At 42.4% G+C, this 25208-nt stretch carries 24 protein-coding genes and 1 pseudogene; 18 read left to right on the forward strand and 7 right to left on the reverse strand.

Annotated features, from left to right (window positions below; all coding sequences use genetic code 11):
• Positions 1-3 precede the first annotated feature (3 nt).
• The 4 genes from WAE57_RS04205 (at position 4) to fghA (ending at position 4015) form a co-directional block, all read left to right on the forward strand.
• On the forward strand, positions 4-825 hold the full coding sequence (locus WAE57_RS04205) for an undecaprenyl-diphosphate phosphatase (protein ID WP_086197691.1): 822 nt from the start codon (positions 4-6) through the stop codon (positions 823-825).
• A complete protein-coding gene (locus WAE57_RS04210; protein WP_337708533.1) occupies positions 825-1631 on the forward strand; it encodes a class I SAM-dependent methyltransferase in 807 nt (268 codons plus the stop codon). Before WAE57_RS04205 ends, WAE57_RS04210 begins: the two co-directional genes overlap by 1 nt.
• 123 nt (positions 1632-1754) lie before the next feature.
• Positions 1755-3167, forward strand: coding sequence for a C13 family peptidase (locus WAE57_RS04215; protein ID WP_086174934.1), 1413 nt, complete (start codon positions 1755-1757; stop codon positions 3165-3167).
• Positions 3168-3178: 11 nt separating this feature from the next.
• Entirely contained in the window at positions 3179-4015 is an 837-nt protein-coding gene (gene fghA / locus WAE57_RS04220) for an S-formylglutathione hydrolase (protein WP_337708536.1), read from the forward strand.
• Positions 4016-4054: 39 nt separating this feature from the next.
• On the opposite strand, the gene WAE57_RS04225 is transcribed toward fghA, so the two are convergent.
• Positions 4055-4330 carry a DUF2218 domain-containing protein gene (locus WAE57_RS04225; RefSeq protein ID WP_337708538.1) on the reverse strand — a complete coding sequence of 92 codons (276 nt, stop codon included), beginning with the start codon at positions 4328-4330 and terminating at the stop codon, positions 4055-4057.
• 189 nt (positions 4331-4519) lie between these two features.
• Between WAE57_RS04225 and rpe the strand changes: the two genes are divergently transcribed.
• From rpe to WAE57_RS04260, 7 genes are all read left to right on the forward strand, one after another.
• Positions 4520-5206, forward strand: coding sequence for a ribulose-phosphate 3-epimerase (rpe, locus tag WAE57_RS04230; protein ID WP_337708540.1), 687 nt, complete (start codon positions 4520-4522; stop codon positions 5204-5206).
• Between the two features lie 394 nt (positions 5207-5600).
• On the forward strand, positions 5601-6056 hold the full coding sequence (locus tag WAE57_RS04235) for a hypothetical protein (protein WP_337708542.1): 456 nt from the start codon (positions 5601-5603) through the stop codon (positions 6054-6056).
• A 45-nt stretch (positions 6057-6101) separates the two neighbouring features.
• The gene (locus WAE57_RS04240) at positions 6102-8039 is read left to right on the forward strand and encodes a copper resistance system multicopper oxidase (RefSeq protein WP_337708544.1); all 1938 of its coding nucleotides are present in this window, start codon (positions 6102-6104) and stop codon (positions 8037-8039) included.
• The gene (locus WAE57_RS04245; RefSeq protein ID WP_337708546.1) at positions 8026-8940 is read left to right on the forward strand and encodes a copper resistance protein B; all 915 of its coding nucleotides are present in this window, start codon (positions 8026-8028) and stop codon (positions 8938-8940) included. The genes WAE57_RS04240 and WAE57_RS04245 overlap by 14 nt, the downstream gene beginning before the upstream one ends.
• 237 nt (positions 8941-9177) lie before the next feature.
• On the forward strand, positions 9178-9495 hold the full coding sequence (sugE, locus tag WAE57_RS04250; protein ID WP_166171056.1) for a quaternary ammonium compound efflux SMR transporter SugE: 318 nt from the start codon (positions 9178-9180) through the stop codon (positions 9493-9495).
• Between the two features lie 47 nt (positions 9496-9542).
• A complete protein-coding gene (locus tag WAE57_RS04255) occupies positions 9543-10028 on the forward strand; it encodes a methylated-DNA--[protein]-cysteine S-methyltransferase (RefSeq protein WP_337708547.1) in 486 nt (161 codons plus the stop codon).
• A 46-nt stretch (positions 10029-10074) separates the two neighbouring features.
• A complete protein-coding gene (locus tag WAE57_RS04260) occupies positions 10075-10734 on the forward strand; it encodes a nuclease-related domain-containing protein (RefSeq protein ID WP_337708548.1) in 660 nt (219 codons plus the stop codon).
• A gap of 38 nt (positions 10735-10772) precedes the next feature.
• Here WAE57_RS04260 and WAE57_RS04265 read toward each other — a convergent pair whose 3' ends face one another.
• Together WAE57_RS04265 and WAE57_RS04270 are read right to left on the reverse strand one after the other, a co-directional pair.
• Complete coding sequence (locus tag WAE57_RS04265) at positions 10773-11708, reverse strand: tRNA-dihydrouridine synthase (protein WP_337708550.1); 936 nt, start codon at positions 11706-11708, stop codon at positions 10773-10775.
• 357 nt (positions 11709-12065) lie between these two features.
• Positions 12066-12596 (reverse strand): HPP family protein, encoded by a 531-nt coding sequence (locus WAE57_RS04270; RefSeq protein WP_337708552.1) that lies wholly within the window; start codon positions 12594-12596, stop codon positions 12066-12068.
• 92 nt (positions 12597-12688) lie between these two features.
• On the opposite strand from WAE57_RS04270, the gene WAE57_RS04275 reads away from it, so the two are divergent.
• Entirely contained in the window at positions 12689-13228 is a 540-nt protein-coding gene (locus WAE57_RS04275) for a TetR/AcrR family transcriptional regulator (protein WP_337708554.1), read from the forward strand.
• A gap of 168 nt (positions 13229-13396) precedes the next feature.
• On the opposite strand, the gene ccsA is transcribed toward WAE57_RS04275, so the two are convergent.
• Positions 13397-14203, reverse strand: coding sequence for a cytochrome c biogenesis protein CcsA (gene ccsA / locus WAE57_RS04280; protein WP_237788379.1), 807 nt, complete (start codon positions 14201-14203; stop codon positions 13397-13399).
• Positions 14204-14341: 138 nt separating this feature from the next.
• On the opposite strand from ccsA, the gene ffh reads away from it, so the two are divergent.
• The 3 genes from ffh (at position 14342) to WAE57_RS04295 (ending at position 17278) form a co-directional block, all read left to right on the forward strand.
• Positions 14342-15751: a signal recognition particle protein gene (gene ffh, locus WAE57_RS04285; RefSeq protein WP_086174922.1), complete on the forward strand. Its 1410-nt coding sequence runs from the start codon at positions 14342-14344 to the stop codon at positions 15749-15751.
• 168 nt (positions 15752-15919) lie between these two features.
• On the forward strand, positions 15920-16501 hold the full coding sequence (locus WAE57_RS04290) for an alpha/beta hydrolase (RefSeq protein WP_337708558.1): 582 nt from the start codon (positions 15920-15922) through the stop codon (positions 16499-16501).
• A 189-nt stretch (positions 16502-16690) separates the two neighbouring features.
• A complete protein-coding gene (locus WAE57_RS04295) occupies positions 16691-17278 on the forward strand; it encodes an alpha/beta fold hydrolase (RefSeq protein WP_337708560.1) in 588 nt (195 codons plus the stop codon).
• On the opposite strand, the gene WAE57_RS04300 is transcribed toward WAE57_RS04295, so the two are convergent.
• From WAE57_RS04300 to WAE57_RS04310, 3 genes and pseudogenes are all read right to left on the reverse strand, one after another.
• Complete coding sequence (locus WAE57_RS04300) at positions 17257-17994, reverse strand: type III pantothenate kinase (protein WP_337708562.1); 738 nt, start codon at positions 17992-17994, stop codon at positions 17257-17259. The genes WAE57_RS04295 and WAE57_RS04300 overlap by 22 nt on opposite strands.
• Before the next feature lie 9 nt (positions 17995-18003).
• Positions 18004-18762, reverse strand: coding sequence for a biotin--[acetyl-CoA-carboxylase] ligase (locus WAE57_RS04305; protein ID WP_337708564.1), 759 nt, complete (start codon positions 18760-18762; stop codon positions 18004-18006).
• Positions 18763-18923: 161 nt separating this feature from the next.
• Positions 18924-19450, reverse strand: a pseudogene (locus WAE57_RS04310) (GNAT family N-acetyltransferase).
• 440 nt (positions 19451-19890) lie between these two features.
• Between WAE57_RS04310 and WAE57_RS04315 the strand changes: the two are divergent.
• From WAE57_RS04315 to smc, 3 genes are all read left to right on the forward strand, one after another.
• Positions 19891-20700, forward strand: coding sequence for a sulfite exporter TauE/SafE family protein (locus tag WAE57_RS04315; protein ID WP_337708566.1), 810 nt, complete (start codon positions 19891-19893; stop codon positions 20698-20700).
• Between the two features lie 349 nt (positions 20701-21049).
• The gene (locus WAE57_RS04320; protein ID WP_301433857.1) at positions 21050-21745 is read left to right on the forward strand and encodes a GntR family transcriptional regulator; all 696 of its coding nucleotides are present in this window, start codon (positions 21050-21052) and stop codon (positions 21743-21745) included.
• A gap of 10 nt (positions 21746-21755) precedes the next feature.
• Positions 21756-25208: a chromosome segregation protein SMC gene (gene smc, locus WAE57_RS04325; protein WP_337708890.1), complete on the forward strand. Its 3453-nt coding sequence runs from the start codon at positions 21756-21758 to the stop codon at positions 25206-25208.

Raw genomic sequence — 25208 nt, forward strand, 5'->3', positions numbered from 1 at the left:
GATATGGATCTTTTATTATTATTTAAAGCGGCCATCATGGGCTTGGTAGAGGGGATTACTGAATTTCTACCGATTTCAAGTACCGGGCATTTAATCTTAGCAGGTCAGCTTTTAGATTTCTGGACCATTGAAAAAAGAGATATGTTTGCGGTTGCAGTGCAGATTGGTGCAATTGCAGCGGTGATTTACGAGTACTGGGGCAAACTTTGGGGCGCTTTAATCGGTGGGTTAAAAGGTCAAGAACAGGGCCGCCGTTTAAGTATTAACTTAATTATTGCTTCAATTCCAATCATCATTATCGGCTTAACGTTTGGCGATATCATCAAGGCGTACCTGTTTAATGCGATTACTGTCGCGATTGCCTTAATTGTGGGTGGTTTTATTATTTTATGGGCTGAACGCCGTCCGCATAGCATTGAAACTCAAGAAGTGGATGACTTGACATACAAGCAAGCGACTTTAATTGGTTTGATTCAATGTTTAGCCTTATTCCCAGGGACTTCACGTTCAGGCTCAACCATTATCGGATCTTTATTTTTAGGTGTATCACGTAAAGCAGCAGCAGAATTTTCCTTCTTTCTGGGTATTCCTGTATTAATGGGTGCTGGTTTACTAGATATGTACAAAATGAGGGCTGATTTGCATAGCAATGATATGGCTGTTCTAGCTGTGGGTATTATTGTGGCATTTATTTCTGCACTTATCGTGATTCGTGCATTAATCCGCTATGTATCGAAACATGATTTCACTGCATTTGCGTACTACCGCATAGGTTTTGGTCTGTTTATTTTGGCAACTTGGTGGACAGGCTGGGTTTCTTGGTAATGCATTTGTTTACAGAAGCTCAGTTTCAAGCACAAGCACAGCAGTATTCTGCTGTGCTTTCTTCGCGTGGAGTCACTGTAAATGTTGAGACCATTGAAAAGCTGAATGCCCGATTTCTGCGTTTAAATCCTGAACTGGCTTTATGTGCAGACGAGTCGGGTCTGTGGTTGTGTGCCAATGGCATGAAGATGCAGCCTGATTGGCAAGCTGAAGTACCGCGTTTAAAACGTTCCTCGTTAAAATCTGAAATGATTGCACGCGCCTGTAATCTGGGTGAAAAGCCTACATTAATTGATGCGACTGCCGGTTTAGGTCATGACAGTTTGTTAATGGCACATTTGGGTGCTGAAGTTACCTTGGTTGAACGGCATCCAGTCCTGTTTACCTTACTGGAAGACAGTAAAAACCATGCGCAAAATGATGCTTTTCTCAGTTCAGTAGTGTCACGAATTCATCTGGTTTTTTCTGATTCTGCCGATTATTTAAGGCAGCAGGCTGAGCAGCAGAATGTGGTGGATGTGGTTTATCTTGATCCGATGTTTCCACAGCGCGATCAGAATCAGCAAGCCATTAAAAAACAGGCACAAGTTAAAAAGCAGATGCAATTGTTACATCTGTTATTGCCTGAACATGGAGAAATGGATCTGGGCGATAATCTGTTAACTTTGGCACAAAAAGTGGCAAAACGTGTAGTGGTGAAGCGGCCACGTCTGGCTGTCTATTTGGCTAACCTAGAACCAGATCATCAATGGCAGGGAGATGCCTGTCGTTTTGATGCATATTTTCAGCATCATTTTCCCGAGTAGTTTGGTAATTGTTTCAATAATGTGCATTAATTTGTTATATAGTCCCAAAGCAGCATTGATAAAAATTCCATCAAGCATAAACTTAGAGTGTAAACTCGCGAGCTAAAGCCCCCCGAAAATCTTATGATCGACTTTAAACCCTCCATCAATTTTTGGCATGATTTTAAGAGCAACCAAACTGCCGGGATGTGGCTTTTTTTGGGTTCGCGCCGATCTTTGCAAATTGTTCGACCATCCATTCTGCAACTGATTTTTTGGGGAATTTTAGGCGGCAGTGCCAACAGTTTATTCAGTTGGCTCAGTGCAGATGAGATCGGGCAGTTTAACTCACAGGGCCTGATCAGTTATGCTTTATGGCCTTTTATCGCGTTGATTGTCGGTATTTTCCTGTCGCAGCGGATTAATAATCTTCGTCTTATGCTGGTACCGGCCTTGCTGTGGCTGGTACTGGATACTCATATTGCCTTATTACAAAGCTTGATCCAGTATCTGGGCTATATTGATGTATTGCCCTACATGTTCTATGACTATTTGCCGACCATCTTCATGGTGCTGTTTGTCTGGCAAAGTCTGGCGGTAGTATGGGTGTTTTCACGTGAATTAAAATGGCCGTGGTGGGAGCGGGCATTGATCGTTGCCGCGACACTTTTCACCCTTGTGGTGTGGCAAATGTCGGTTAAAAACCAGCCGATCTGGAAAGTGGAAGAAACCCCGCCAAGCTTTGCTGAAGATGCCTTTTATGCGCAAAGCCGGATCTTGAACAAGTCGCTGGAATCTATCCAATATGGTGAGTTTGCCCAGTCACACTGGTATTTTCTTGGGGTCGCAGGTGCAGGCTATCAAGATGTTTTTAAGTCTGAAGTAGAACGGATTAAAGAACAATTTGATACGCGCTTCGGTACCTTTGGCCGTTCAATGGTTTTGGTTAATAATCCGGAAACCCGAACCCAGATACCCATTGCTTCGCGTACCAGTATGGAGATGGCATTACGCCGTATTGGCCAGCAAATGAATAAAGAAAGTGATGTGTTATTTTTATACATGACTTCGCACGGTTTGCCGAATGAATTTGAAATGGAAAATGCACCGATCGATCTGAATGATGTCGATCCCAAATGGCTCAGAGATACCTTGGATAAGTCTGGCATTCGCTGGCGGGTGATTGTGATTTCGGCCTGTTATTCAGGTAGTTTTGTCCCGGCCTTACAAGATGATAATACTTTAATTATTACCGCATCTGCGGCGGACCGTTCTTCTTTTGGCTGTTCTAACGAAGCCGATTATACCTATTTCGGACGAGCCTTTTTTGATCAGGCCATGCGCGAGCAGATGTCTATAGAAGGCGCTTTTGAGCAGACCAAAAAAACCGTGGCACAATGGGAAACAGCGCAAGGATTTGAAGCTTCTGAACCGCAATGGTCGATTGGCAAAAATATGGAATTTATGCTGCCGCAATTAGAGCAGCGCCTGTTTCCAGCAGACCTGAAAACAGAAATCAAGACAGAAACCCCACAATTAAGCGTGGCAGCACAATAAGGACAAGAACAATGGAACTTATCCAGCAGAATCGATGTTTTGAGGGTGAACAGCGAATTTATAGCCTGAATTCCAAGGTATTGAACGGGGAATCCAGATTTGGTATTTTCTTGCCGCCGCAAGCCTTAAGCGGGCAGGCTTGTCCGGTACTGTTTTATCTGGCGGGTCTGACCTGTACTGAAGAAACCTTTAGCATCAAGGCACATGCACAACGTTTGGCAGCCCAGCTAGGTTTTATCCTGATTAGTCCGGATACCTCACCGCGAGGTGAACAGGTCGCAGCTGGAGATTCCTGGGACATTGGTCTGGGTGCCGGATTTTATATTAATGCTACTCAGGCACCCTGGGCTGAGCATTATCAAATGGAAAGCTTCATCGCTGAAGAGCTTTATGATGTAGTCATCGAGGAATTTCCGGTTCAGGCACATGCAGTCGGGATTTTTGGCCATTCCATGGGCGGACATGGTGCACTTACACTGGCCTTTAAATATCCAGAAAAATTTAAATCAGTCTCTGCTTTTGCGCCTATTTGTGCACCGAGCGAATGTCCATGGGGTGAAAAGGCATTTTCACATTATCTAGGTGCAGATCAGGCAGAATGGAAAAAGCATGATGCAACAGCTCTGGTTCAGTCTAAGGGCGCATTGTTTAATGAAATTCTGATTGATCAAGGATTGAATGATCAATTCTATACACAACTGAATCCGGCATTATTCAAGCAAGCCTGTGCCGAGGCAGGACAGTCACTGACCTTGCGTGAACACGCTGGCTATGACCACGGGTATTATTTTATTCAGACCTTTATGGATGACCATCTGCAGTTTCATGCGGTACAACTTGAAGCCTGATCGTTCATTCAAAAAGGGGGGAATTCAATTCTCCCTTACTTATTGATGCTGCCATGTTGCAGTAAATTCTTGCTGTGCCATTCGGCTTAAATGATCCAGAACCACTGTTTCCAGTTTGCTTAAGTCTTCTAATGGACTGTCAATTGAAACCAACAATACTGCTGATTGTGGCGTCAGCTTAACCGTCGCATCTGGCATAAAAATACTGAAACTGTCTTCAGTTTCAGAAACTTCAAATCTATGTTTCCAATGATTGAGTAAACGTTTGGCGATACGGGCTGCTTCTGATGTGATAATTTGTGTATTACTTTTCATTCTTATTTACCTTGTGTGCTTAGGTCAAAATAACAAATTAAAGAAATCGCTAAAGTTAAAAAAATAGAACGTACCGTTGCAGATTTGGAATGCCGAATAAACAGCGCTACATAAGGATTGAATCACAGAAGTCCAGTTCAATTTGTTATAATGTGAAAAATCAATTCAAATGCATAGCCAGGTTCTCCCATGTCCAAGCCATATTTAATTGCACCTTCCATTTTATCTGCCGATTTTGCCCGCTTGGGTGAAGAAGTTGAAAATGTGCTTGCTGCAGGTGCAGATGTTGTACATTTTGATGTGATGGATAACCATTATGTGCCTAACCTGACTTTTGGTGCTGGAGTATGTAAGGCATTAAAAAAATACGGTATTCAGGCGCCGATTGATGTGCATCTTATGGTGTCACCGGTAGACCGCATGATTGGTGATTTTCTGGAAGCCGGTGCTGACATTATTACTTTCCACCCGGAAGCTACAGATCATATTGACCGTTCTTTACAGTTAATTAAATCGGGTGGTGCCAAAGCGGGTCTAGTGTTTAATCCGGCCACGCCATTGCATTACTTGGACTATGTATTGGACAAAGTCGATCAGGTTTTGTTGATGAGTGTTAACCCGGGCTTTGGCGGTCAGAAATTTATTCCCATGACTTTGGATAAACTTCGTCAGGCACGCAAGATCATTGATGCCTCTGGCCGTGACATCCGTTTAGAAGTTGATGGTGGCGTGACTCCAGCCAATATTCGCGAAATTGCCGAAGCAGGCGCAGATATGTTTGTTGCTGGTTCGGCTATTTTTGGCAAACCGGATTATAAAGCTGTGATTGATGAAATGCGTTCAGAACTGGCAAAAGTAACTTCAGTTAATCTTTAATAATCTACAATTAATTATTGCTAAGTTGTGGATAACTTTATGGATAACCATATGGATATCTGTGTAGATAACTATATGGATAACTTGATTAGTTTATAAACAATTGTAGATCAATAGCTTAATAATTAGACGTTAAATGTATAAAAAGGACTCAAATGAGTCCTTTTTTAGCTTGTTAAGCTATTAAAAAATATGATGCTTTATTCATCTATGCTTAAAAATACCACTGTTTAAAAAATAACTTTATTGTTTAAGTTGGCATTATTCAACCGGACTTGATACTGTTTAGCATAAATTTAAAAATTGTGTATAACTTAGATCTTGGTTATGCTGGTAGACTGAAATCAAAAGAACATGATTTATCTTTTGTTGTGCATCGGCTAAGGACAATACTGTGCTCACTTTATTACGCAAACAGGCTTGGTTTGTGTTCCTGATGGTTTTTGCCATCGGGTGGAGTAATGCTGTCTTGGCATTTGAACAGCCGATGCATCAGCAAATGATGAGTGAATTGACGGCTCAACATGAAGATAAAATGTCCATGACGACCATGTCAGGTTGCCATGATTCACTCAAAACTCAACCGCACATGCAGCAGCATCCTGTCGAACAGGTAGACGTGTCCCATGATCTGGATTGTCATCAGGGCATGAGTGATCAACAGCAGCATTTCAGCTGTAATGATTGCCTGCAGTTGCATTGCCAGAGTCTCAGTCTCTGGCTGGATTCTCAAGCACACCCTCTGGTGCATGTGCAAGCCATTCAAGAACATCCACAGCTGAATTTTGCTTATTCCGCCCAGCATTTAAGCGGTTTCTGGCAGCAGATTTTACGTCCCCCAAAAGCTTGACCGTGATTTAAAAAAACTATTTATTTTTAAATTATAGGTTCAGTCATGTCTATACAATTAAGTCAAAGCCTCGTGATTGGGGTGTGTTTAGTGTCATCGTCGTGGGCGTTTGCCGCAGTCAAAGAATATCATCTCAACATTGATGAACAGAGAGTGAATATCATTGGAAAGTCCTTAAAACGGATTACCGTAAATGGTCAATTTCCTGCGCCCCTTCTGGAATTTGAAGAAGGTGATGATGCTGTGATTCATGTGCATAACAATATGAAAAACAAGGATAGCTCCATTCACTGGCATGGTTTATTGTTGCCAGGATTGATGGATGGCGTACCGGGTTTTAACCAGTTTAAAGGGATTAAACCGCAAGCTGATTTTGTCTATCGTTTCAAGGTGCGGCAAAACGGCACCTATTGGTATCACGCGCATTCCAAAGGACAGGAACAGGATGGTTTATATGGCGCCCTGGTGATTTATCCTCAAGGGAAAAAGCCGCTAGCAGCGCATGAACAGGCTGATCGTGATTATGTGGTGATGCTGTCCGACTTTCATCAGTCGGGCAGTGCACAGATTTTAAAGAATCTGAAAAAGTCTGCAGAGTATTATCAAAATAGGCGTGAAACTGTGGCCGACGTGTTGAAGCAAGTGCAGCGCGATGGACTCAAAAGTACCTGGCAAGACCGTACCATGTGGAACCAGATGCGCATGCTGAAAACCGATTTGTCTGATGTCACCGGTTATACCTTCCTGATCAATGGTAAAACGCCTGAACAAAACTGGACCGGCATGTTTAAGCCGAATGAAAAAGTCCGTTTACGTTTTATCAATGCTTCAGCCATGACCTTTTATGGTGTGCGTATTCCAGACTTGAAGATGACTGTGGTGAGCGCCGATGGCCAGCCGGTTCAACCGGTGCCTGTAGATGAGTTTCGCATTGGCAATGCAGAAACTTATGACGTGATTGTTGAGCCGAAAGCCAATCATTATCAAATTGAAGCCGAATCGATTGACCGGAGCGGGTTTGCGATTGGGACACTGCATAATGAAAATTCTCCAGTGACGCATGCGATTCACATGCCTAAGCCGCGTCCACGTGCATTACTGACGATGGAAGATATGGGACACGGTTCTTCATCCAGTGATCATGCCAACCATGCCCAGATGGATGGTCATCAGAGTGGTACAAATCCAGCCAGTGCAGATCCACATAGTCCAGGCGCAATGAAGCATCAAATGATGGATCATTCAAAGATGGATCATTCGTCAATGAAACATGACATGGCTACAATGGATCATCAGACCATGGATCATACTCAAATGAATCATGCTGTCATGCAGAAGCATTCGCAACATGCGACTCTGCCATCCGCACAGCCTGAGTCTGATCAGCAGCACGAGCAAAGCCATGCAACGCATCGTACAGCACAACCCGCTTCAGATAATAAGGCGCCCGTGGTTTATGGCTGGGCCAATGCATCCACACCAGCTGGACATAAGGTACTGCAATATGCCGATTTGAAATCATTAACTCCACAGCCCGATACCCGTCCGGCAGAGAGAGAGCTGGAAGTGCGTTTGGGCGGCAACATGGAGCGTTATATCTGGACTATCAATGGCAAGAAATTTACTGAAGTTGAACCGTTACAGGTGAAATATGGCGAACGTATCCGCCTGAAATTTATTAATGACAGCATGATGGCACATCCGATGCATCTGCATGGCATGTTTATGCAGCTGGAAAATGGTCAAAGTAGCCAAGATTTGCCCAATAAACATACCCTGATTGTGCCGCCGGGTAAAACGGTCACGGCCTTGCTGACTGCCGATGAAGTAGGCGAATGGGCGATTCATTGCCATCTGCTCTATCACATGTCATCGGGCATGATGAGTAAACTGGTGGTGGCCAATGTGGATGGACATAAAATGCTAGCTTCACCTGCTACGCCGGCTCAAGTTGAGCAAGGAGACTCACATGCGCATCATTAATCACTTTGCAATGACCACATTGAGTGTCTCATTCCTGTTGCTATCTGGACCAAGTTTTGCACAGCTAAGTCATCAAACCATGTCGATGGCGGAAGTGCAGACCCTAGAATCGGATAAAGTGCCAGCCAACCATTCGCAGCATCATGTCGTATCAACTACAGCCCAAACACCTGTTGAAGCAAAACAGGCACCATCTGTACAGGATGAAAATACGAACGCAAACGATGCTGCATCTGCCGAGCATATCAAAGAGCATGGCGGGCAGATTTATCAGCAAACCACTGTGGAAAGTAAATGGCTGCGCAATGACCATGGCGAAGGGGTGTTAAAATCGGAACTGGAAACCCGAATCGGGACGGATGAAAATAAAATCTTCATCAAGCTGCATGCCGATGATGCTGAATCACAGCAAGCGGAATATGAGACCAAAGTGTTGTACAGTCGCAATGTTGCCGATTTCTGGGATGTACAGGCCGGTCTACGCTATCGCAATGACCAGAATCGAGAAGTCGATCAGGATCAGGTCGATGCCGTTATTGGGGTGCATGGATTGGCACCGTATTTCTTTGAAACCAATGCTTATTTATATGTGGGTCAGGACAATCAAACGTCTTTGAGTCTGGAAACGGAACGTGATTTGCTGCTGACCCAAAAACTGATTCTAAAGCCTTATCTGGATCTGAATGTGGTGTTGAGTGATGACTCCAGCTATGCGCAAAAAACCGGTTTAAGTACCGCACAATTGGGGCTGGAAACCCGTTATGAAATCAATAAAAAGGTCATGCCTTTTGTGGATCTTAGCTATAGTTATCGTCAGGGCAATGAGGAAACGGTTTGGCAGCAGCAATCATCTTCTGAAAATGAGTGGCTTTATGGTGCAGGAATCCGTTTTAAATTTTAGTCCTATTTAGATGATTCAGAAAATACGATTGGTTTGTGCCAATCGTATTTTTATTTGCATTTTTAAAGTGAGCAATTGATCAAAAAATGTAAAATATGGTTCTATTTAGCTCAATCATTATATAATTATCAGATAAGTTGCAGGAGGAACGACCTCCCTTGATGCAATACAAATCAGTATTGCACCGAGAAAATTCGTCAGGACGACCTGACTCTAATCAAATGGAGCATCGTCGTCATGGCTTGGGTCATTCTGGTTTTAGCGGGTCTTTTTGAAATTGTCTGGGCCTATGCCATGAAACTTTCAGAAGGTTTCACCCGTCTCACACCGAGTATTATTACCCTGGTTTTTATGGTGTTAAGTTTTGCCTTATTAGCTTATGCCATGCGCACTTTACCACTGGGTACGGCTTATACCATCTGGACTGGGATTGGAGCAGTCGGTTCTTTTCTGGTCGGTGTTTTTATTTTGGGTGAGCCTGCATCAGCCATGCGTATGCTCGCTGCGGTACTGATTATTTCTGGATTAGTGTTGATGAAACTGTCATCATCCTAACTATCTCGCTTATTTATTGCACTACTATTGCACTACAGGAGAAGACAATGAAACTGGCTTTTATGGAAATGGCTTCTCCTGTGGGCACTTTAAAACTGGTTGCCAATGACACGGCTTTGGTGGCAGTACTTTGGGAAAATGAAAATCCCAAACGGCTACGTTTAGCTGAATTGATCGAACAGGTTAATCATCCTATTTTGTTGGAAACTCAAAAGCAGTTAAATGAATATTTTGCTGGAAAAAGACAGCAATTCGATTTGCCCTTAGATTTTGAAGGAACTGAATTTCAGCAGAAAGTCTGGCAAGCCTTACTCACCATACCATTTGGTCAAACCCGCAGTTACCGAGATATTGCCCAGCAAGTCGGTAACGTCAAAGCGGTACGTGCAGTGGGTGCAGCCAATGGCAAAAACCCGATTTCGATTATCGCGCCGTGCCATCGCGTAGTAGGTGCAAACGGAAAACTGGTGGGTTTTGCCGGTGGACTGGAGAACAAAGAAATTTTATTGAAACTTGAATCTTCACTAATTTAATAAGTTTATGTTATTGTTATTAAAAATATAATATGAACTTCATTGAATGAACATTTCTCAAATTTTTATACCACTTTTTTCACAGTTGTGGTGGATCATTTTATTATTTGCTGCCGCTGTTCTTTTTAAGATATTTAAACCTTTTTTGAAAGGAAAAGTTGGGGAATTAGCGGTAGCTGTACACGTCAAACTCTATTTGAAAGACCAGCGTTATATTTTATTAAATGATTGTACTTTGCCAGATGAACAGGCAGGAACGACCCAAATAGACCATATTCTGTTAAGTCCCTATGGCATCTTTATTATCGAGACCAAAAATTATACGGGTTGGATTTTTGGTGGTGAACGTCAAAAAATGTGGACACAAAAGATTTATAAAAAAAGCTATAAATTTCAAAACCCCTTACATCAGAATTATAAACACACGAAAGTGCTGGAAGATGTGTTGTCCGATATTATTGAACCGCAACATTTGCATTCGGTGATTGTATTTATGCCAGAAAGTGAATTTAAAACTGCCATGCCAAGTAATGTGTTTCGTGGCGCGGCATGGACTGATTATGTTAGAGGTTTTCAGGACGAAGTGATTCCTGCGATGAAATTGAAACGGATTCAATTACGGATTGAAAAAGAAGTTTTAGAGAAATCCTGGAAAACCAATCGCCTACATGTAGCAAACTTAAAACAGCGTAAACAGGGAACTTGATCGAAAAAAGCCTTTGCATATGCAAAGGCTTTTATTTTTTAGTGCTGTAGTTGATTCAACTTTTCAATGATTTCAGTCAAAGCTTTAATCCTTTTGACCTCGTTCCACAATTCTTTGGCTTCTGGATAATGCTTGGACATCATGCCGAGCCACTGTTTATAACGTCCCACCATATTAATTTCTTTTTTATAGGGACCACTTAAAAAGCGGCTTTGCAAAGCCAATAGCTCGTCCCAGGTAATCATAGGATCATCTTGATTTTGGCGGATACATTGCGTGATATCCGGTGTGGTTACTGCAGCCCGACCAATCATTAAATCTTCACAACCGGATTCAAGCTGACATTGCTTGGCATCTGCATTGGTCCAGATTTCACCATTGGCAATGACATTAATTTTTAGTGCTTCACGAATCGGTTGCAATTGATCCCAGAACGCTGGCGGAGTATAACCTTCTGCTTTGGTGCGTGCATGCACAGTGACCCAGGCTGCTCCCGCATCTTCAATGGCATGGGCATTTTCCAGAGTATAGTTACGGTCCATATAGCCTAGGCGCATTTTGGCTGAAACTGGAATATGACTGGGTACAGCATCCCGAACGGCTTTGACCAGCAGATGTACCACTTCGGGTTCATCCAGCAGCACTGAACCGCCACGGTGACGATTAACCGTTTTTGCAGGGCAACCGAAATTCATATCAATCGCAGGAGCCCCCAGTTCCACTGCACGAATGGCATTGGCTGCCAGCATTTCAGGATTATTTCCTAAAAACTGTACATGCACAGGTGTGCCAGCAGTGGTTTTACCATCATTGAGGAGTTCTGGGCAGTAGCTATGATAAATGTGTTCAGGCAGAACGGAATCCGTGATACGAATGAACTCGGTTACACACCAGTCAAAGCTGCCCACAGACGTGAGTACATCACGCATAATGGGGTCTGTTAAGCCTTCCATGGGTGCAAGGATGAGTTTCACAGTGAGGTTTACCCGTTAAATTTGAAAAACGGTGTTATACGTTTTTTTATGTGGGTTGTCTAGGTAAAGGGCTTTGAAATATTGTAGTGTGAGATAGGTCTTAAGCCTTATATTTCGTATTGTTATTCCTAAGTAGAAATGTCCTGTTTTAAACTGCAAGAGTCAAAAACAGGATTTAAATCTCTTTGTTAGACATAGTGATCAGCATCTCAAATGCATATTCAATCCATGATGTTGATGTATATCATAGACTATACATTTTAATTGGTAAGAATACAGATACTTTAAATGGTTTCTAACATTTGCATTTCGCATAAGTGCCACTCTGTTAAATAGATTTAACCTTCAGTCAATTTATTACTTGGTTCTGATTAAACCTAAGCCATATAGAGGCCACTTATTATTAGTTTTAATATTATTTACAACAGTAGCAACCAAAACTAAAGCTATAGATCCTAATAACACAGGAAAAACCAAGAAACTCCATTCATAGTTGATGGAATTTGCTGTTAAAAGTATCACTAATGGATTAGCTCCCGCTGGGGGATGTACACATTTAAAAACTTGCATTAAGGCAATTGCACAGCCTACAGATAAAGCTATAGTCAAAATAGAATCAGGGAAAAACTTAAGGAAAAATAAGCCGATAAAAGCTGAAATGAAATGACCAAATATAACATTTCTAGGTTGTGCCAATGGTGACTGTGAAACAGCATACAGAATTACACAAGTAGCGCCAAAAGGAGCCATGATGTAGAGATTACCTGTTAATTTAGTAAGCAAAAGTAGAAGAAAGATGCTGATCGTTCCTCCAAATAAACTTCTAAAAACTTCATGCCTTTTGGGAAATGCAGCTAATTTTTCCTTTCCTTCAAAAATCGAAAACATGTCTATCCCTCTTTCAAAATATTGTTTTCAAACCATAATATAGATAAAATAAAAAATAGTACAGATCTGTACTATTTTTTAGGATGCGACAAATGTCAAAATCAGCATTAAAAATTTTAGATACAGCAGAAAGACTATTTAATCAAAATAGCTTTGTTGGCGTCGGGGTAGATCTAATTCGAGATGAATCTGGTTGTTCTAAAACCACTATGTACACTTACTACAAAAATAAAAATCAGTTGGTTCAGTCGGTTCTTAGAGCTCGTGATGAAAAATTTAAAGAGAGCTTATTCAAATACATTGGAACGGCAGAAGGTATTTGTGCAATTAATAAAATTTTTGATTGGCATATGGAATGGTTTCAACAAGAATCTTTCAAAGGGTGCTTATTTGTTAGAGCTGTAGCTGAGTCTGGTCAAAATGAAAAAGATATAATTTCCGTTTCTAAAAAGCATAAGCAGTGGATAAAAGATTTAGTATCGAAAAATTGCCTATTAGCAGATCATCAAGATTTGTCTGAGCTAATTTATACTTTAATAGAAGGGTTAATTAGTAGATTTTTAGTAGATGGATTTGATCCTAATGTTGCTACTACTCTGAAGAAAAATATTAATAATTTATTTGATCGATGATTAAGATTTTCTAAAATTAACATATACAAGTTATACGAAACCATCAATTTATTATTTTTAATCAATGATATATCGTGTGAAAAAAAAGGTCCAAACCATAAGGGGTGGGCCTTTTTAATAATTTATCATGTTCCACGCTTTTAATTAGGCAAACTGAACAAAAGAATTTTACTTGCCCAAAATCATTTCCAGTACAAACTTGGAACCAATAAAACCCACTGCCAATAAGAAGAAACCAATCAAAGTAAAGCGAATGGCTTTCTGACCGCGCCAGCCAAACTGGTAATGGCCAATCAACAGGAAGCCATAAACAAACCAGGAAATAATACTAAACGCCGTTTTATGCGCCAAATGCTGTGCAAAGAAATTTTCAATGGTAAAGAAACCAAAACCAAGCGCTAAAGTCAGCAAGATAAAACCGGTAATGATTAAATCAAACAGTAAGGATTCCATCGCCTGGAATGAAGGTAATAAATTAACCCATAGTCTTTTGGTTTTATTTTTTAATTCCCGGTCTTGAAACCACAAAATCACGGCTTGAATGGTGGCCATCAACAGAACCGCATAGGCGGATAAAGACAAAATAATATGAATGTCTAGGCCCAAAGAATGCTGTTCAATCACCTGATTGGTCTTGCTTAAGGTAAAACCTAAAATGAGACCGATTGCAGCAACAGGAATACCCAGTAAATTCAGTGCCAAAATGGGACGAAAGGTACTGAACAGCAGGCTAAGCAGCAGCATCAGACCAGAGGTAAATGACATTAATACAAAAACATCATAATTGATGCCTAAAGGGGTCAGCATATCGCTATACAGCACAGCCCCGTGCAACATTACCCCTAAACCCAGTACCAGCCCAATAAGCCAATGGTTTGGATCACGTTTTGACATTAAGTGGATAAACAGATACCAGAAAGATGAGGTATAAGCGATTAATGCTAAGATCGTGTAAACCAAGGGCAGGCTAATCATGTCAAACCTTTTTCAGGATGATGAATATTCATTTATATAAATTCGATGCGAACTACAGTATCCTATAGCATTCTATGCATAAATTTTCTATTTTAAGAAACAATTTTTTGCTCACGGCTATTTTAAGCGGAATTTGCAATGTTTGATACCTTAACAGAACGACTCACGCAGAGTTTAAGAAATGTTACTGGCTCAGGGCAGCTAACCGAAGACAATATTAAAGATACGTTACGTGAAGTGCGTATGGCACTTCTTGAAGCCGATGTGGCGTTACCTGTAACTCGTGAGTTCATCGCGAAAGTTAAGGAAGAGGCATTGGGCCAAGAAGTGATGACTCAGTTATCACCGGGCCAGGCGTTCGTCAAAATTGTACATGACGAACTGACCAAAATGATGGGCGAGGCCAATGAAAGCCTAGACCTTGCTGCAAAACCTCCTGTAGTTGTACTTCTTGCTGGTTTGCAAGGTGCAGGTAAAACCACGACTGCAGCAAAACTTGCTCGATTCTTACAAGAGCGTCAAAAGAAAAAAGTCGCAATGGTGTCTGCCGACGTTTACCGTCCTGCAGCGATTAAACAGCTACAAACCGTTGCGGGTGAAGTTGGCGCGATTTTCTTTGAATCTAGCGCCGATGAAAAACCAATTACTATTGCCACTCGTGCCATTGAGCAAGCTAAAATCCAGTTTGCTGATGTGCTGATTGTCGATACCGCAGGTCGTTTGCATGTCGATGACGACATGATGGACGAAATTAAAGAGCTTCATGCAGCCATCAAGCCAACTGAAACCCTGTTCGTGGTCGATGCCATGACCGGTCAGGATGCTGCAAATACTGCCAAAGCCTTTAATGATGCCTTGCCTTTAACAGGTGTGATCCTCACCAAGACTGATGGTGATGCACGCGGTGGTGCAGCGCTTTCTGTACGCGCCATTACCGGCAAGCCAATCAAATTCCTGGGTATGGGTGAAAAACTCGATGCGCTTGAGCCATTCCATCCTGAGCGTATTGCACAGCGTATCTTGGGTATGGGTGACGTACTTTCTTTGGTCGAAGAAGTTGAACGTAAAATCGACAAAGAAAAAGCCGAAAAAATGGCGAAAAAATTGCAAAAAGGCGGCAGCTTCAACTTTGAAGATATGCTGATGCAATTTGAACAAATGAACAAAATGGGCGGCATGATGGGCTTTCTGGATAAACTTCCAGGCATGAGCAACTCAGGTATTCAAGATGCGATTGCGCAAGCGAACCCTGAAAAGCAAGTGAAAAAAATGGAAGCGATTATCCAGTCGATGACCATTAAAGAACGCCGTAACCCAGACCTGATGAACCCGAGCCGTAAAAAACGTATCGCAGCGGGTTGTGGTATGGAAGTTGTTGAAGTCAATAAACTGATTAAACAACATGCACAAATGGCTAAAATGATGAAGAAATTTGCCAATCCGTCGGGTATGGCAAAAATGATGAAGTCATTGAGTGGCATGCAAAATAAATTTGGCGGTGGCGGCGGTATGGGACCATTGTTCGGTAATAACGATCAAAAGAAATAATCTTTTGAACACCAAAAAGACGCTTTAGGGCGTCTTTTTTATTGTTATTTCAATTTTTCAGTTCATTTTTTTACCAATCAGCTGGATTTTCTCATTCCATTTTGTAGCCCTTTGCTTAATAATTACGTGAAAACAATCACACTAAAACACATAATAAGAAGAAAACAGATGCCATCGATTCAAAAGAAAGTTTATATCGTGCATGGTGATCGTACCTCACCTAATGAACACTGGTTTCCATGGTTGAGCCAGCAGATACAGCATTCTGGGAATTTTGCCAGACGTTTAATATTGCCAGATGCCAATGCGCCTGATTTTCAGCTCTGGCAACAAGCGTTAAAGATGCAAATTCCTCAACTGGATCAGCAAAGTATTATTATTGCGCATAGCTTGGGGAGTCTGGCCAGCCTACATTTTTTATCGCAAGCCCAAGCCTTAAGTGAAACTCAAATTAAAGGTCTGATTCTGGTCGCTGGTTTTAAGGATAAATTGACTGCGCTCCCTGAACTGGATCCTTTTATTGAGCAAGCCAAACTCAATATGTCGATTTTACAAAAACAGATTTCCCGACGTTTTGTATTATTTTCTTGCAATGATCCCTTTGTTCCACCGCCGATGGCCGTACTGCTTGGGCATTATCTCAATGCGCAAATGCAGGAAGTGCAAGATGCGGGGCATTTTATGCGTCAAGATGGCTTTACTGAGTTTAAAGAGGTGTGGGAGATATTGAAGCCTATGTTGGCTAGCTAAAGGCTATGTTGGGTAGCTAAAGGCTATGAGGCTTAAGCTAAATTCTGAGAAAATATCAGGTTGATTGGACAGAGATAAAAAAATACCTACTCCAGTTCCGTTGAGATAAAAACATATAACAATTGAAACATCTTATTCAGGTTAGGCTGGTTACATCCTCAAAGAGTTCATGGATAAGGAACAATAACAATGGCTCAAGTGATTGTGATACATGGTTATACCGCAAGCCCGGAAGAAAACTGGTATCCGTGGTTTCAGCAGCTTGCGGCTCAACAACATTTTAGCCTGAAAATCCTGCATCTCGATCCTTCACCACGTCCGGAATTGTCGGTGTGGGAAGCGCAAATTGCTGAGCAGGCTGGCAGTCTGGATGAAAACAGTATCGTGATTGCCCATAGTCTGGGTTGTATTGCGGCACTGCATTATTTATCCCGACATTTAAAAACCCAACGTATCAAGCAGCTGATTCTGATTGCCGGTTTTAATGGGCGTCTGGGACGCTTAGATGAAGTGAATCCTTTTATTGACGCTGCCCGGATAGATTTTGAATTGCTAAAACGTCAGATCGAACATCGGGTAGTGATTTATTCAGAAGGGGATGATCGCGTCCAGCCCAAATTCAGCATCGAACAGGCCAAAAGTCTGGATACCGAACTGATTGCCGCCGAGCATCAGGGACATTTTATCGATTCCCAAGGTTGTACCGAACTGCCTGAAGTCTGGCACAGCATCCAACCCTATTTGATTCGGCAAGATCAGGCTTCAGTGAGCGAATAAATATAATTCTGCAAACCTTTGAGTAGCAGGTCAGGCTCAATTGCAGGCTGATATTGTGCAAGATATCTGGCAAATAATGGCGCATCACCACCCGTCAGAATCAGTTGGCTAGGATATTTATCCAGCACTTTTTCAATGGTACTGACCAGACTGAGCAGAATGCCATGGTGTACGGCATCGATGGTATTACGACCTGGGGTCAGTTCATCAAATGTTGCATCGGGAATCTTGATGCCTTTGGTATTTTGAATCAGCGAATCACGCTGTAAATACAGATTTGGCAGGATATAACCGCCCAAATGTTGCATGCCATCTGTCAGGTCAATGGTCAATGCGGTTCCACAACTGATCACGCAATATTTTTGCGCTGGATTATTGACTACGGCCAGCATTTGCAGCCAGCGGTCTATACCGAATTTAGTGGTATCTTCATAAGCACAGCGCAAACCGGCATATTCGGCATGTACTTTGGCAAAAGTCACCGGAATATTTAAAAACTTGAGAATTTTCTGGATACGGTCATTGTTCTTTTTATCCTGAACCGAAGACACCCCGACTTGTTGCAGACCTAGACTTTTAAAATGCTGGATTAAGCCTAATAGCAGCTCGGCAGGAGATTGCAGATGCAATTCTGCAGCATGTTCAATAATCTGCTCATTTTCAGTAATCCAGTATTTGAGTCGGGTATTGCCGATATCCAGCCATAAATTCTTCATTGCATTTCTCTACGCAGAGGGGTTCAGGCAGCGTAAACGCCCTTGATAAAACTGTTTTAATCCTTCATGGGTTTCAATACTGACCGAACCATCGTCCTGAATTCCCAAGAAGATACCCGAACATAGCCCTGAATGGTCTTCAAATTCAACCGCCTGATCTTTAAAAGCGGCATAGTGGTTAAAGCGTGCTGCCAGGTTATAGCAGTCATGATCAAACCATGCACTGGCTTGCTGGATGGCCATATACAATTCTGCAATCAGCTGAATACGGGAAATATCTTTTAATCCCAATTCACGCAACGAGGTTGCATGCTGGTCAATCTGTTGTTGTGGAACAGGTTCAAGATTGATACCGACCCCGACAATGACCTGATGCGGGGAAATCGGTTCAATCAAAATACCGCCCCATTTACCTTGGGAGCTATACAGATCATTTGGCCATTTCACTTGCAGTTCAAGCGGGATAAGGCTGGGCATTTGCAAAATATTCAGTGCAATTTCAAGCGCCAGTCGGCCGTCAATAGGTGTTTGTGTATTTAGCAAGGTACTCAAATAGATGTTGCCTTCAGGCGATACCCACTCTCGTTGACGCTGTCCACGACCTTGGGTTTGTCGGGTACTGCAAACCAGAACACTGTGTACGCCTTTGAGTGCAATTTCACGTACATCATCATTGGTCGAGGTGGTGACGGGTTTGAGTAACAAAACTTCAGGAAGATGATGGGCATCATCGAGGATTTTTTGCAGCTGTCGGGTCTCTAAATCCATTTAAATCTAAGCTAGTGGCATGTGAATAATGGAGTTAATCATATATGTATGGAGGGGTGCAATGGTAGCTGGTACTACAGGTCTTTGCGGAAGAGGGAGTAAAGCCTAAACGATGAAGCATGAATCAAGCTATGCGTGATTTTTATCTCATGCTCATTATGCTAAATAGGCTTATATTTTTCATATAAAACATGTCTTGCCAAAACATGATTTACAGGTAGTTGAGAGTGATTAAACTCTTTGACCTTGTGCATGCCCAATTTTTTCATCACCGTTTCAGAAGGCGTATTGACTGAAGCGGTAAAGGAAATCACTTCATTCAGCTTTAGCATATTAAAGGCATAATCTAAAACAGCTTGAGCGCCTTCGGTGGCATAGCCTTTTGCCAGAACTGTTTTGCTAAGCGCCAGGCGATTTCCATACAGGGAGAAAAATCGAATTGGGTCGGTTGGCTGCGTAAGCCAATGAATCCAATAAATTCATGCATCTGTTTTAATTCTATAGCCCCAAATCCCCATCCATTTTTATCAATAAAGCTTGTCACGCTATCAACAAAATTCAGGCTCTCCTCTGGGGTTAAACAACGGGGAAAATATTTCATTACGTCAGGATCTAATCCCATCTTGATGAAAGTTGCATGATCCCTTGCTTGCCATTGCCGAAGTATTAAGCGCTCAGTTTCTATCATGCGATCCATCCAACAGCAAAATGAAGAATAAATTTTAGCCTGTTTGTAATTCTGATCATACGGATAATCGAAATGTGGATGATTCAAGCCATACTTCTGAATTGCATGGTGAGCCATGAAATTCATGCTATAGATTAAAAAATGCAGAGGGTTTAAAAAACTTGAAAGGTAGGGGAATGAATGGAATACAAATCGTTGCTAATTTTTAAAAAACGATCCACTTCCTTATTCAAACTCGGTTTATCATAAAATAATGATGCATCATCAAAACCAGAATTGAGCCGGAAAGAACAGCTCTTTTAATGGATAGGATGATTATGCGTTAAATGGATGATGACAAGAAATACAATTCAATGATTTTACTAATTTTTTGGAAAAAACGGTAAAACTCATCTAATATCACGCTCTACTTGTATTTACGAATGGCTGGAAATGACCGAATGGAATTAATCATATATTTATTGATTGGTGCAATGGCGGGTTTTGCTGCTGGATTGTTTGGTGTCGGTGGCGGCCTGATTATTGTTCCCATCCTCTATATCGTCTTTACCCAGTTACATTATGATCCTTCGGTGATTATGCATTTGGCTCTGGGGACTTCCCTGGCCACCATTATTGTGACCTCTATTAGCTCCATTACAGCACATCATAAAAGAGGTGCAGTGATGTGGGACGTATTTCGCAATCTGGCTCCGGGTTTGGCATTCGGGGCATTTTTAGGGGCAGGCATTGCAGATTATCTGTCTGGTCAGGGCTTGCAATTGTTGATCGGCTTTTTTGCCATTTGGGTGGCTTACACCATGTTTAATGGCGCAAGCAAACCGGTTGACCCTAACCATCATTTACCTTCCAAAGGTATGCAAATCATGGTGGGTGCAGGAATCGGTGTTGCTTCTGCCATTTTTGGTATTGGTGGTGGCAGCCTGACCGTGCCGTATTTAAGCCGTCACGGCGTGGTGATCCAAAAAGCGGTGGCGACTTCGGCCGCAGGTGGCTTGCCGATTGCCATTGCCGGCGCTTTGGGCTTTATGTGGTTTGGTTCCAATACTGAGGCCAAAATACCGCATAGCATTGGCTATGTGCATATCTATGCTTTCATTGGTATTAGTATCATGAGTTTTATGACAGCGAAATTAGGCGCAAAAGTGGCGCATAAGTTATCGCCAGCCATGCTGAAAAGATGTTTTGCCTGTCTATTGGCAACTGTGGGTTTGTATTTTATTTATCAAGGTTTTTCGACCTTTTTTTAATTTTAAAAAGCGATATAAAAGAGATTAAAAAGTGTGCTATGTTTTTTGCATACACACTTGAGTATTGCTCATCCTGTTATTTTATAGGATGTGAATACTCAAAAAATGAAATTTATTTTTTAATTAAAATTAATAACTTATTGTGAGGTTAATCTAAGGATAGATGATAAAAGGGGAGAAACAGTTTTATTCTATTCTTTTATAACCAATTGATATTGGCTTTAACGACTTAAAAATTGTCTGACAATGTCATATTTTTTACAGTTAAAATTAAGTAAAAAAGCAAGTAACAATCAGGATTTATCCAAAGTTCTTTGGTTGCATCTTATAAAAACAAGATAGGAACAGTATGCAAGAACAAGAAAAGGACAGTTTGTCCGAGCAAATTGCCAGGCATATTAGTGAACAAATCATTCGCGGTGAACTGGTTGAGGGTGAGCGCATTCAAGAATTGCGAATTTCCTCGGAACTGGATGTCAGCCGCGGTTCGGTACGTGAAGCGCTACTGTTGCTGGAACGTACGCAGCTGATTGAAATTTACCCTCGCCGTGGTGCGATTGTCTCGGAAATGTCTGCTCAACAGGTACGTGCCTTGTTTGAGCTGTGTGCATTGCTCTGTGGTCAAATTGTGCAACGCATGGCCGAAACCTGGCGTAGCCATGAAGCCGAAAGAATTCAGGCCTTATTGGAACAATTGCAGGAAGAAACCCGTCAGGGGCATACCGAAAAATTCTATGACCTGATCTTTCAAGGCTTGGCTCGGCAACATGAAATGGTCGGCAATCCCTACTTAATGAAGGTCTATCAGGAACTGTTACCGTCACTGCGCCGCAGCTATTTTTTAACCTTAAATATCTCGCGTCGTGAGCTACAGGAATCATTTGATTTGTTTAAGTTGGTGACTGATGCAGTTTTGATCCGAAAATCACAACAAGCTACTTTATTTATGGACGATTTTTGTCGACACTTGCGCAACCTTGTGTTGGAATCTCTAACACGGATGAAACAAATCGAACTTGCATGGGCAAGACGTTCACGACGTTGATCAGGACATTATGCGTTTAAGCAGCTTAAAACTTTCCGGCTTTAAATCTTTTGCCGATAGTACGACTTTACATTTCAAGGCGAATCGTACCGCTGTGGTTGGACCCAATGGTTGTGGTAAATCGAATGTGATTGATGCCATACGTTGGGTGATGGGGGAATCCAGCGCGCGCCAGCTGCGTGGCGGCAGCATGCAGGATGTGATTTTTACCGGAACTGCGAAACGTAAACCTGTCGGGGTAGCCAGCGTAGAACTGCGTTTTGACAATACCTACGGCAAACTCGGCGGAGCCTACAATGCCTATAATGAACTGGCAGTACGTCGTCAGGTCAACCGTGATGGCAAGTCTGAATATTTCCTGAATGGCACCAAATGTCGTCGTCGTGATATTACCGATATTTTCTTGGGAACCGGTTTAGGTCCACGTTCCTACGCGATTATCGAACAGGGCATGATTAACCGTCTGGTCGATGCCAAACCTGAAGAAATGCGGGTGTTTATTGAAGAGGCTGCCGGTGTTTCACGCTATCAGGCACGCCGCCGTGAAACTTTATTGCATCTGGATCACACCACACAGAATTTATCGCGTCTGGAAGATATTGCTGCGGAATTGAAGTCGCAGCTGAAAACCCTAAAACGTCAGTCAGAAACAGCCATTCAATATAAAGAACTGGAAACCCAGATTCGCACCATCAAAGTGGAAGTGCTGTCTTTTCAATGTGAGCGAAGCAGCCGCTTACAGCAAGAATATACCCTTCAAATGAACGACTTGGGTGATAACTTTAAATTGGTGCGCTCTGAACTCACCACGCTGGAACATGACCTGACCGCAACCAGTGAGTTATTTCAGCGCCTGATTCAGCAGTCCACGCCACTGCAAAATGAGTGGCAACAGGCTGAAAAGAAACTCTCTGAACTGAAAATGACGCTGGAACAGAAGCAGTCCTTGTTCCAGCAAAATTCGACAACGTTAAGCCAGCTGGAACAGCAAAAATCACAGACCAAAGAGCGATTACAACTGATTGAACTGCGAATTGAAACTTTGCAAGCTCAGCATGAGCAGCAGACCGAACAGTTACAGCAGCAAGAAAGTCAGGGGCAGGATCAGAGCCAAAATCTGGGTGACTTGAAAGCGCAACAGCAACAGGTACAACAGCAATTTGAACTGGTCAAAACCCAGGTTGAAAAACAGCAGCAGCAAAAAATGCAGATGCTGGCGCAAAGTGAGCAGCTGGCCAAAAACATTGCCCGGATCGAGCAGCAAAAACAAACCCTGCAACAGCAAACAGCGCAGATTCAAAATCAGGATCAGCAAGATGACATTGAACAGCTGGAACATGAAAAAGTTCAACTTAGCCAGCAGATTGAGCAGTTAGAACACAATATTCAAACCCAGAAGCAAACTTTAGAACTTGCACAGACACAATACGCGCAGCAAAAAAATGATGCTGCAAGTTTGAAGTCAGCCATTCATGTGTTGCAATCGGAACAGAAAAATCTCGAACAGTTGCTGATTAAGCATAGTCCGAAAGTTCAGAATGATGCTGTACAGTTGATGCAAGTCTTGAAACTGAAAGATCAGGCCAAAGCACATGCCAATCTGATTGAAAAGTTTTTGGCAAAATGGCTTTCTGCACAAGTATTAGAGGCGAATGCTGGTTTTAGTGAGAGTATTGCCCGTCAGCTTAAAAGCAATAGTTCGCAAGATCGGATGCAGCTAGCTGGTTTACCGTGTTTAGCCGACTGGATTGAGTCACCGCAACATTCTATTTGGCAGCAGGTTGCTGTAGCAGACACGCTCACTCAAGCCTTGTCTTTGCAATCACAATTAAGCATGGGTCAGACTATCTTGAGTTTGGATGGCTATCATGTCGGTGCGGATTGGGTGATCGGTCTGTTTTATGACGAAGCAAGTCAAGCCGGGCAAGGGGCACTCAGCCATCGTATCCGTTTAGATGAAATTGAAACTGCACTGGCACAGCAGCTACCTCAGCTTGAAGCCGCGGAACAGCAATTGCCAGCCGTGTTACAACAGACTCAGAGCCTGCAAAAAAACCTTCAAGAGCAGCAAGAGCAGTTAAAACTACAGCAAAAGGCCTTGCAACAGCTTGATGTCAACATTGCGAAAATACAAAGCACGGTTCAGGCATTTTCAGTACAAAAGCAGCAATTGCAAAGTCAGTTACAACAACTGGATGAGCAGCTGGAAGAAGATGCCATGCAGAAAGATGATCTGGAAATTGATTTGCATGCCTTGAATCTGAAACTGGAGCAGGCTTTACCCAATTACAAAACCATGCAGTTTCAGGTTGATGAGCTGAGTGAACAGCTGGAAAATACCCAGCACAGCTGGCAGCAGGCGCAACAGGAATTGGAACTGTTGCGTCGTCAAGCCACGCAGACCCAGCAGCAGATTGAGCTACTGGAAAAAGATGCTTCATTCTCAAAAGCGCAATATCAGCAGATTATTGCGCAAATGGAGCAAGCAAAAAAGTTTGTCGATCCGGTGCAGCTGGAACTGCCAGCGCTTCAATCACAATTCAACGAGCAGGCGCAAATTACCGAGAAGTTGCAAAAAACCTGGAGTGAATGGCAAATTGAGCTGAACAGTGTTCAGGAAAAACAGCAGCAGTTGACTGAACAGCGTCATCAGCACCAGCAGCAAGATGAAAAATTGCGTGGTCAGTTAGAAGAGAAGCGTCTGGCCTGGCAAGTGGCTAAATCGGACTTCCAGCATTATTCAGAACAATTGGCTGCACTGAATAGTGAAGTGATTAGCGGTTTAACGATTGATCCGACCGCACATCAAAAACAGCTGGAACAGGCACAGCAGCGCTTTGAAAAACTGGGTGCGGTCAACCTGGCGGCTTCTGAAGAATATGAGGAAGTATCCAAACGTTTTGAAGAACTGAGCCACCAGATTGAAGATCTGGAAAAAACGGTCGATCAATTGCAAGGTGCTATGAAGAGCATTGACCAGGAAACCCGTAAATTGTTTATGACCACCTTTGATCAGGTCAATCATGAACTGCAAGACTTGTTCCCTAAAGTATTTAATGGCGGGGAAGCCAGTTTAAGCCTTGAAGATGACTGGCAATCGGGTGTAAAACTAATGGCCAGACCACCGGGTAAACGTAACAGTTCTCTGGCGTTATTGTCCGGTGGTGAAAAAGCATTAACAGCATTGGCATTGGTGTTTGCCATCTTCCGTTTAAATCCGGCACCGTTCTGCGTACTGGATGAAGTGGATGCACCTTTAGATGATGCAAACGTGGGTCGGTTTTGTAACCTGGTAAAAGAACTTTCTGAACAGGTTCAATTCATTTACATTACCCATAATAAAGTTGCAATGACGATGGCAACCGATTTGTTAGGTGTTACCATGCCGGAACCGGGCACCTCAAAATTAGTCACTGTCGATTTGGAACAGGCAAAAGAATACGGTTTAGTTGCGGAGTCATAA

The sequence above is a fragment of the Acinetobacter sp. NS-4 genome, assembly GCF_037402435.1.
GTDB lineage: Bacteria > Pseudomonadota > Gammaproteobacteria > Pseudomonadales > Moraxellaceae > Acinetobacter.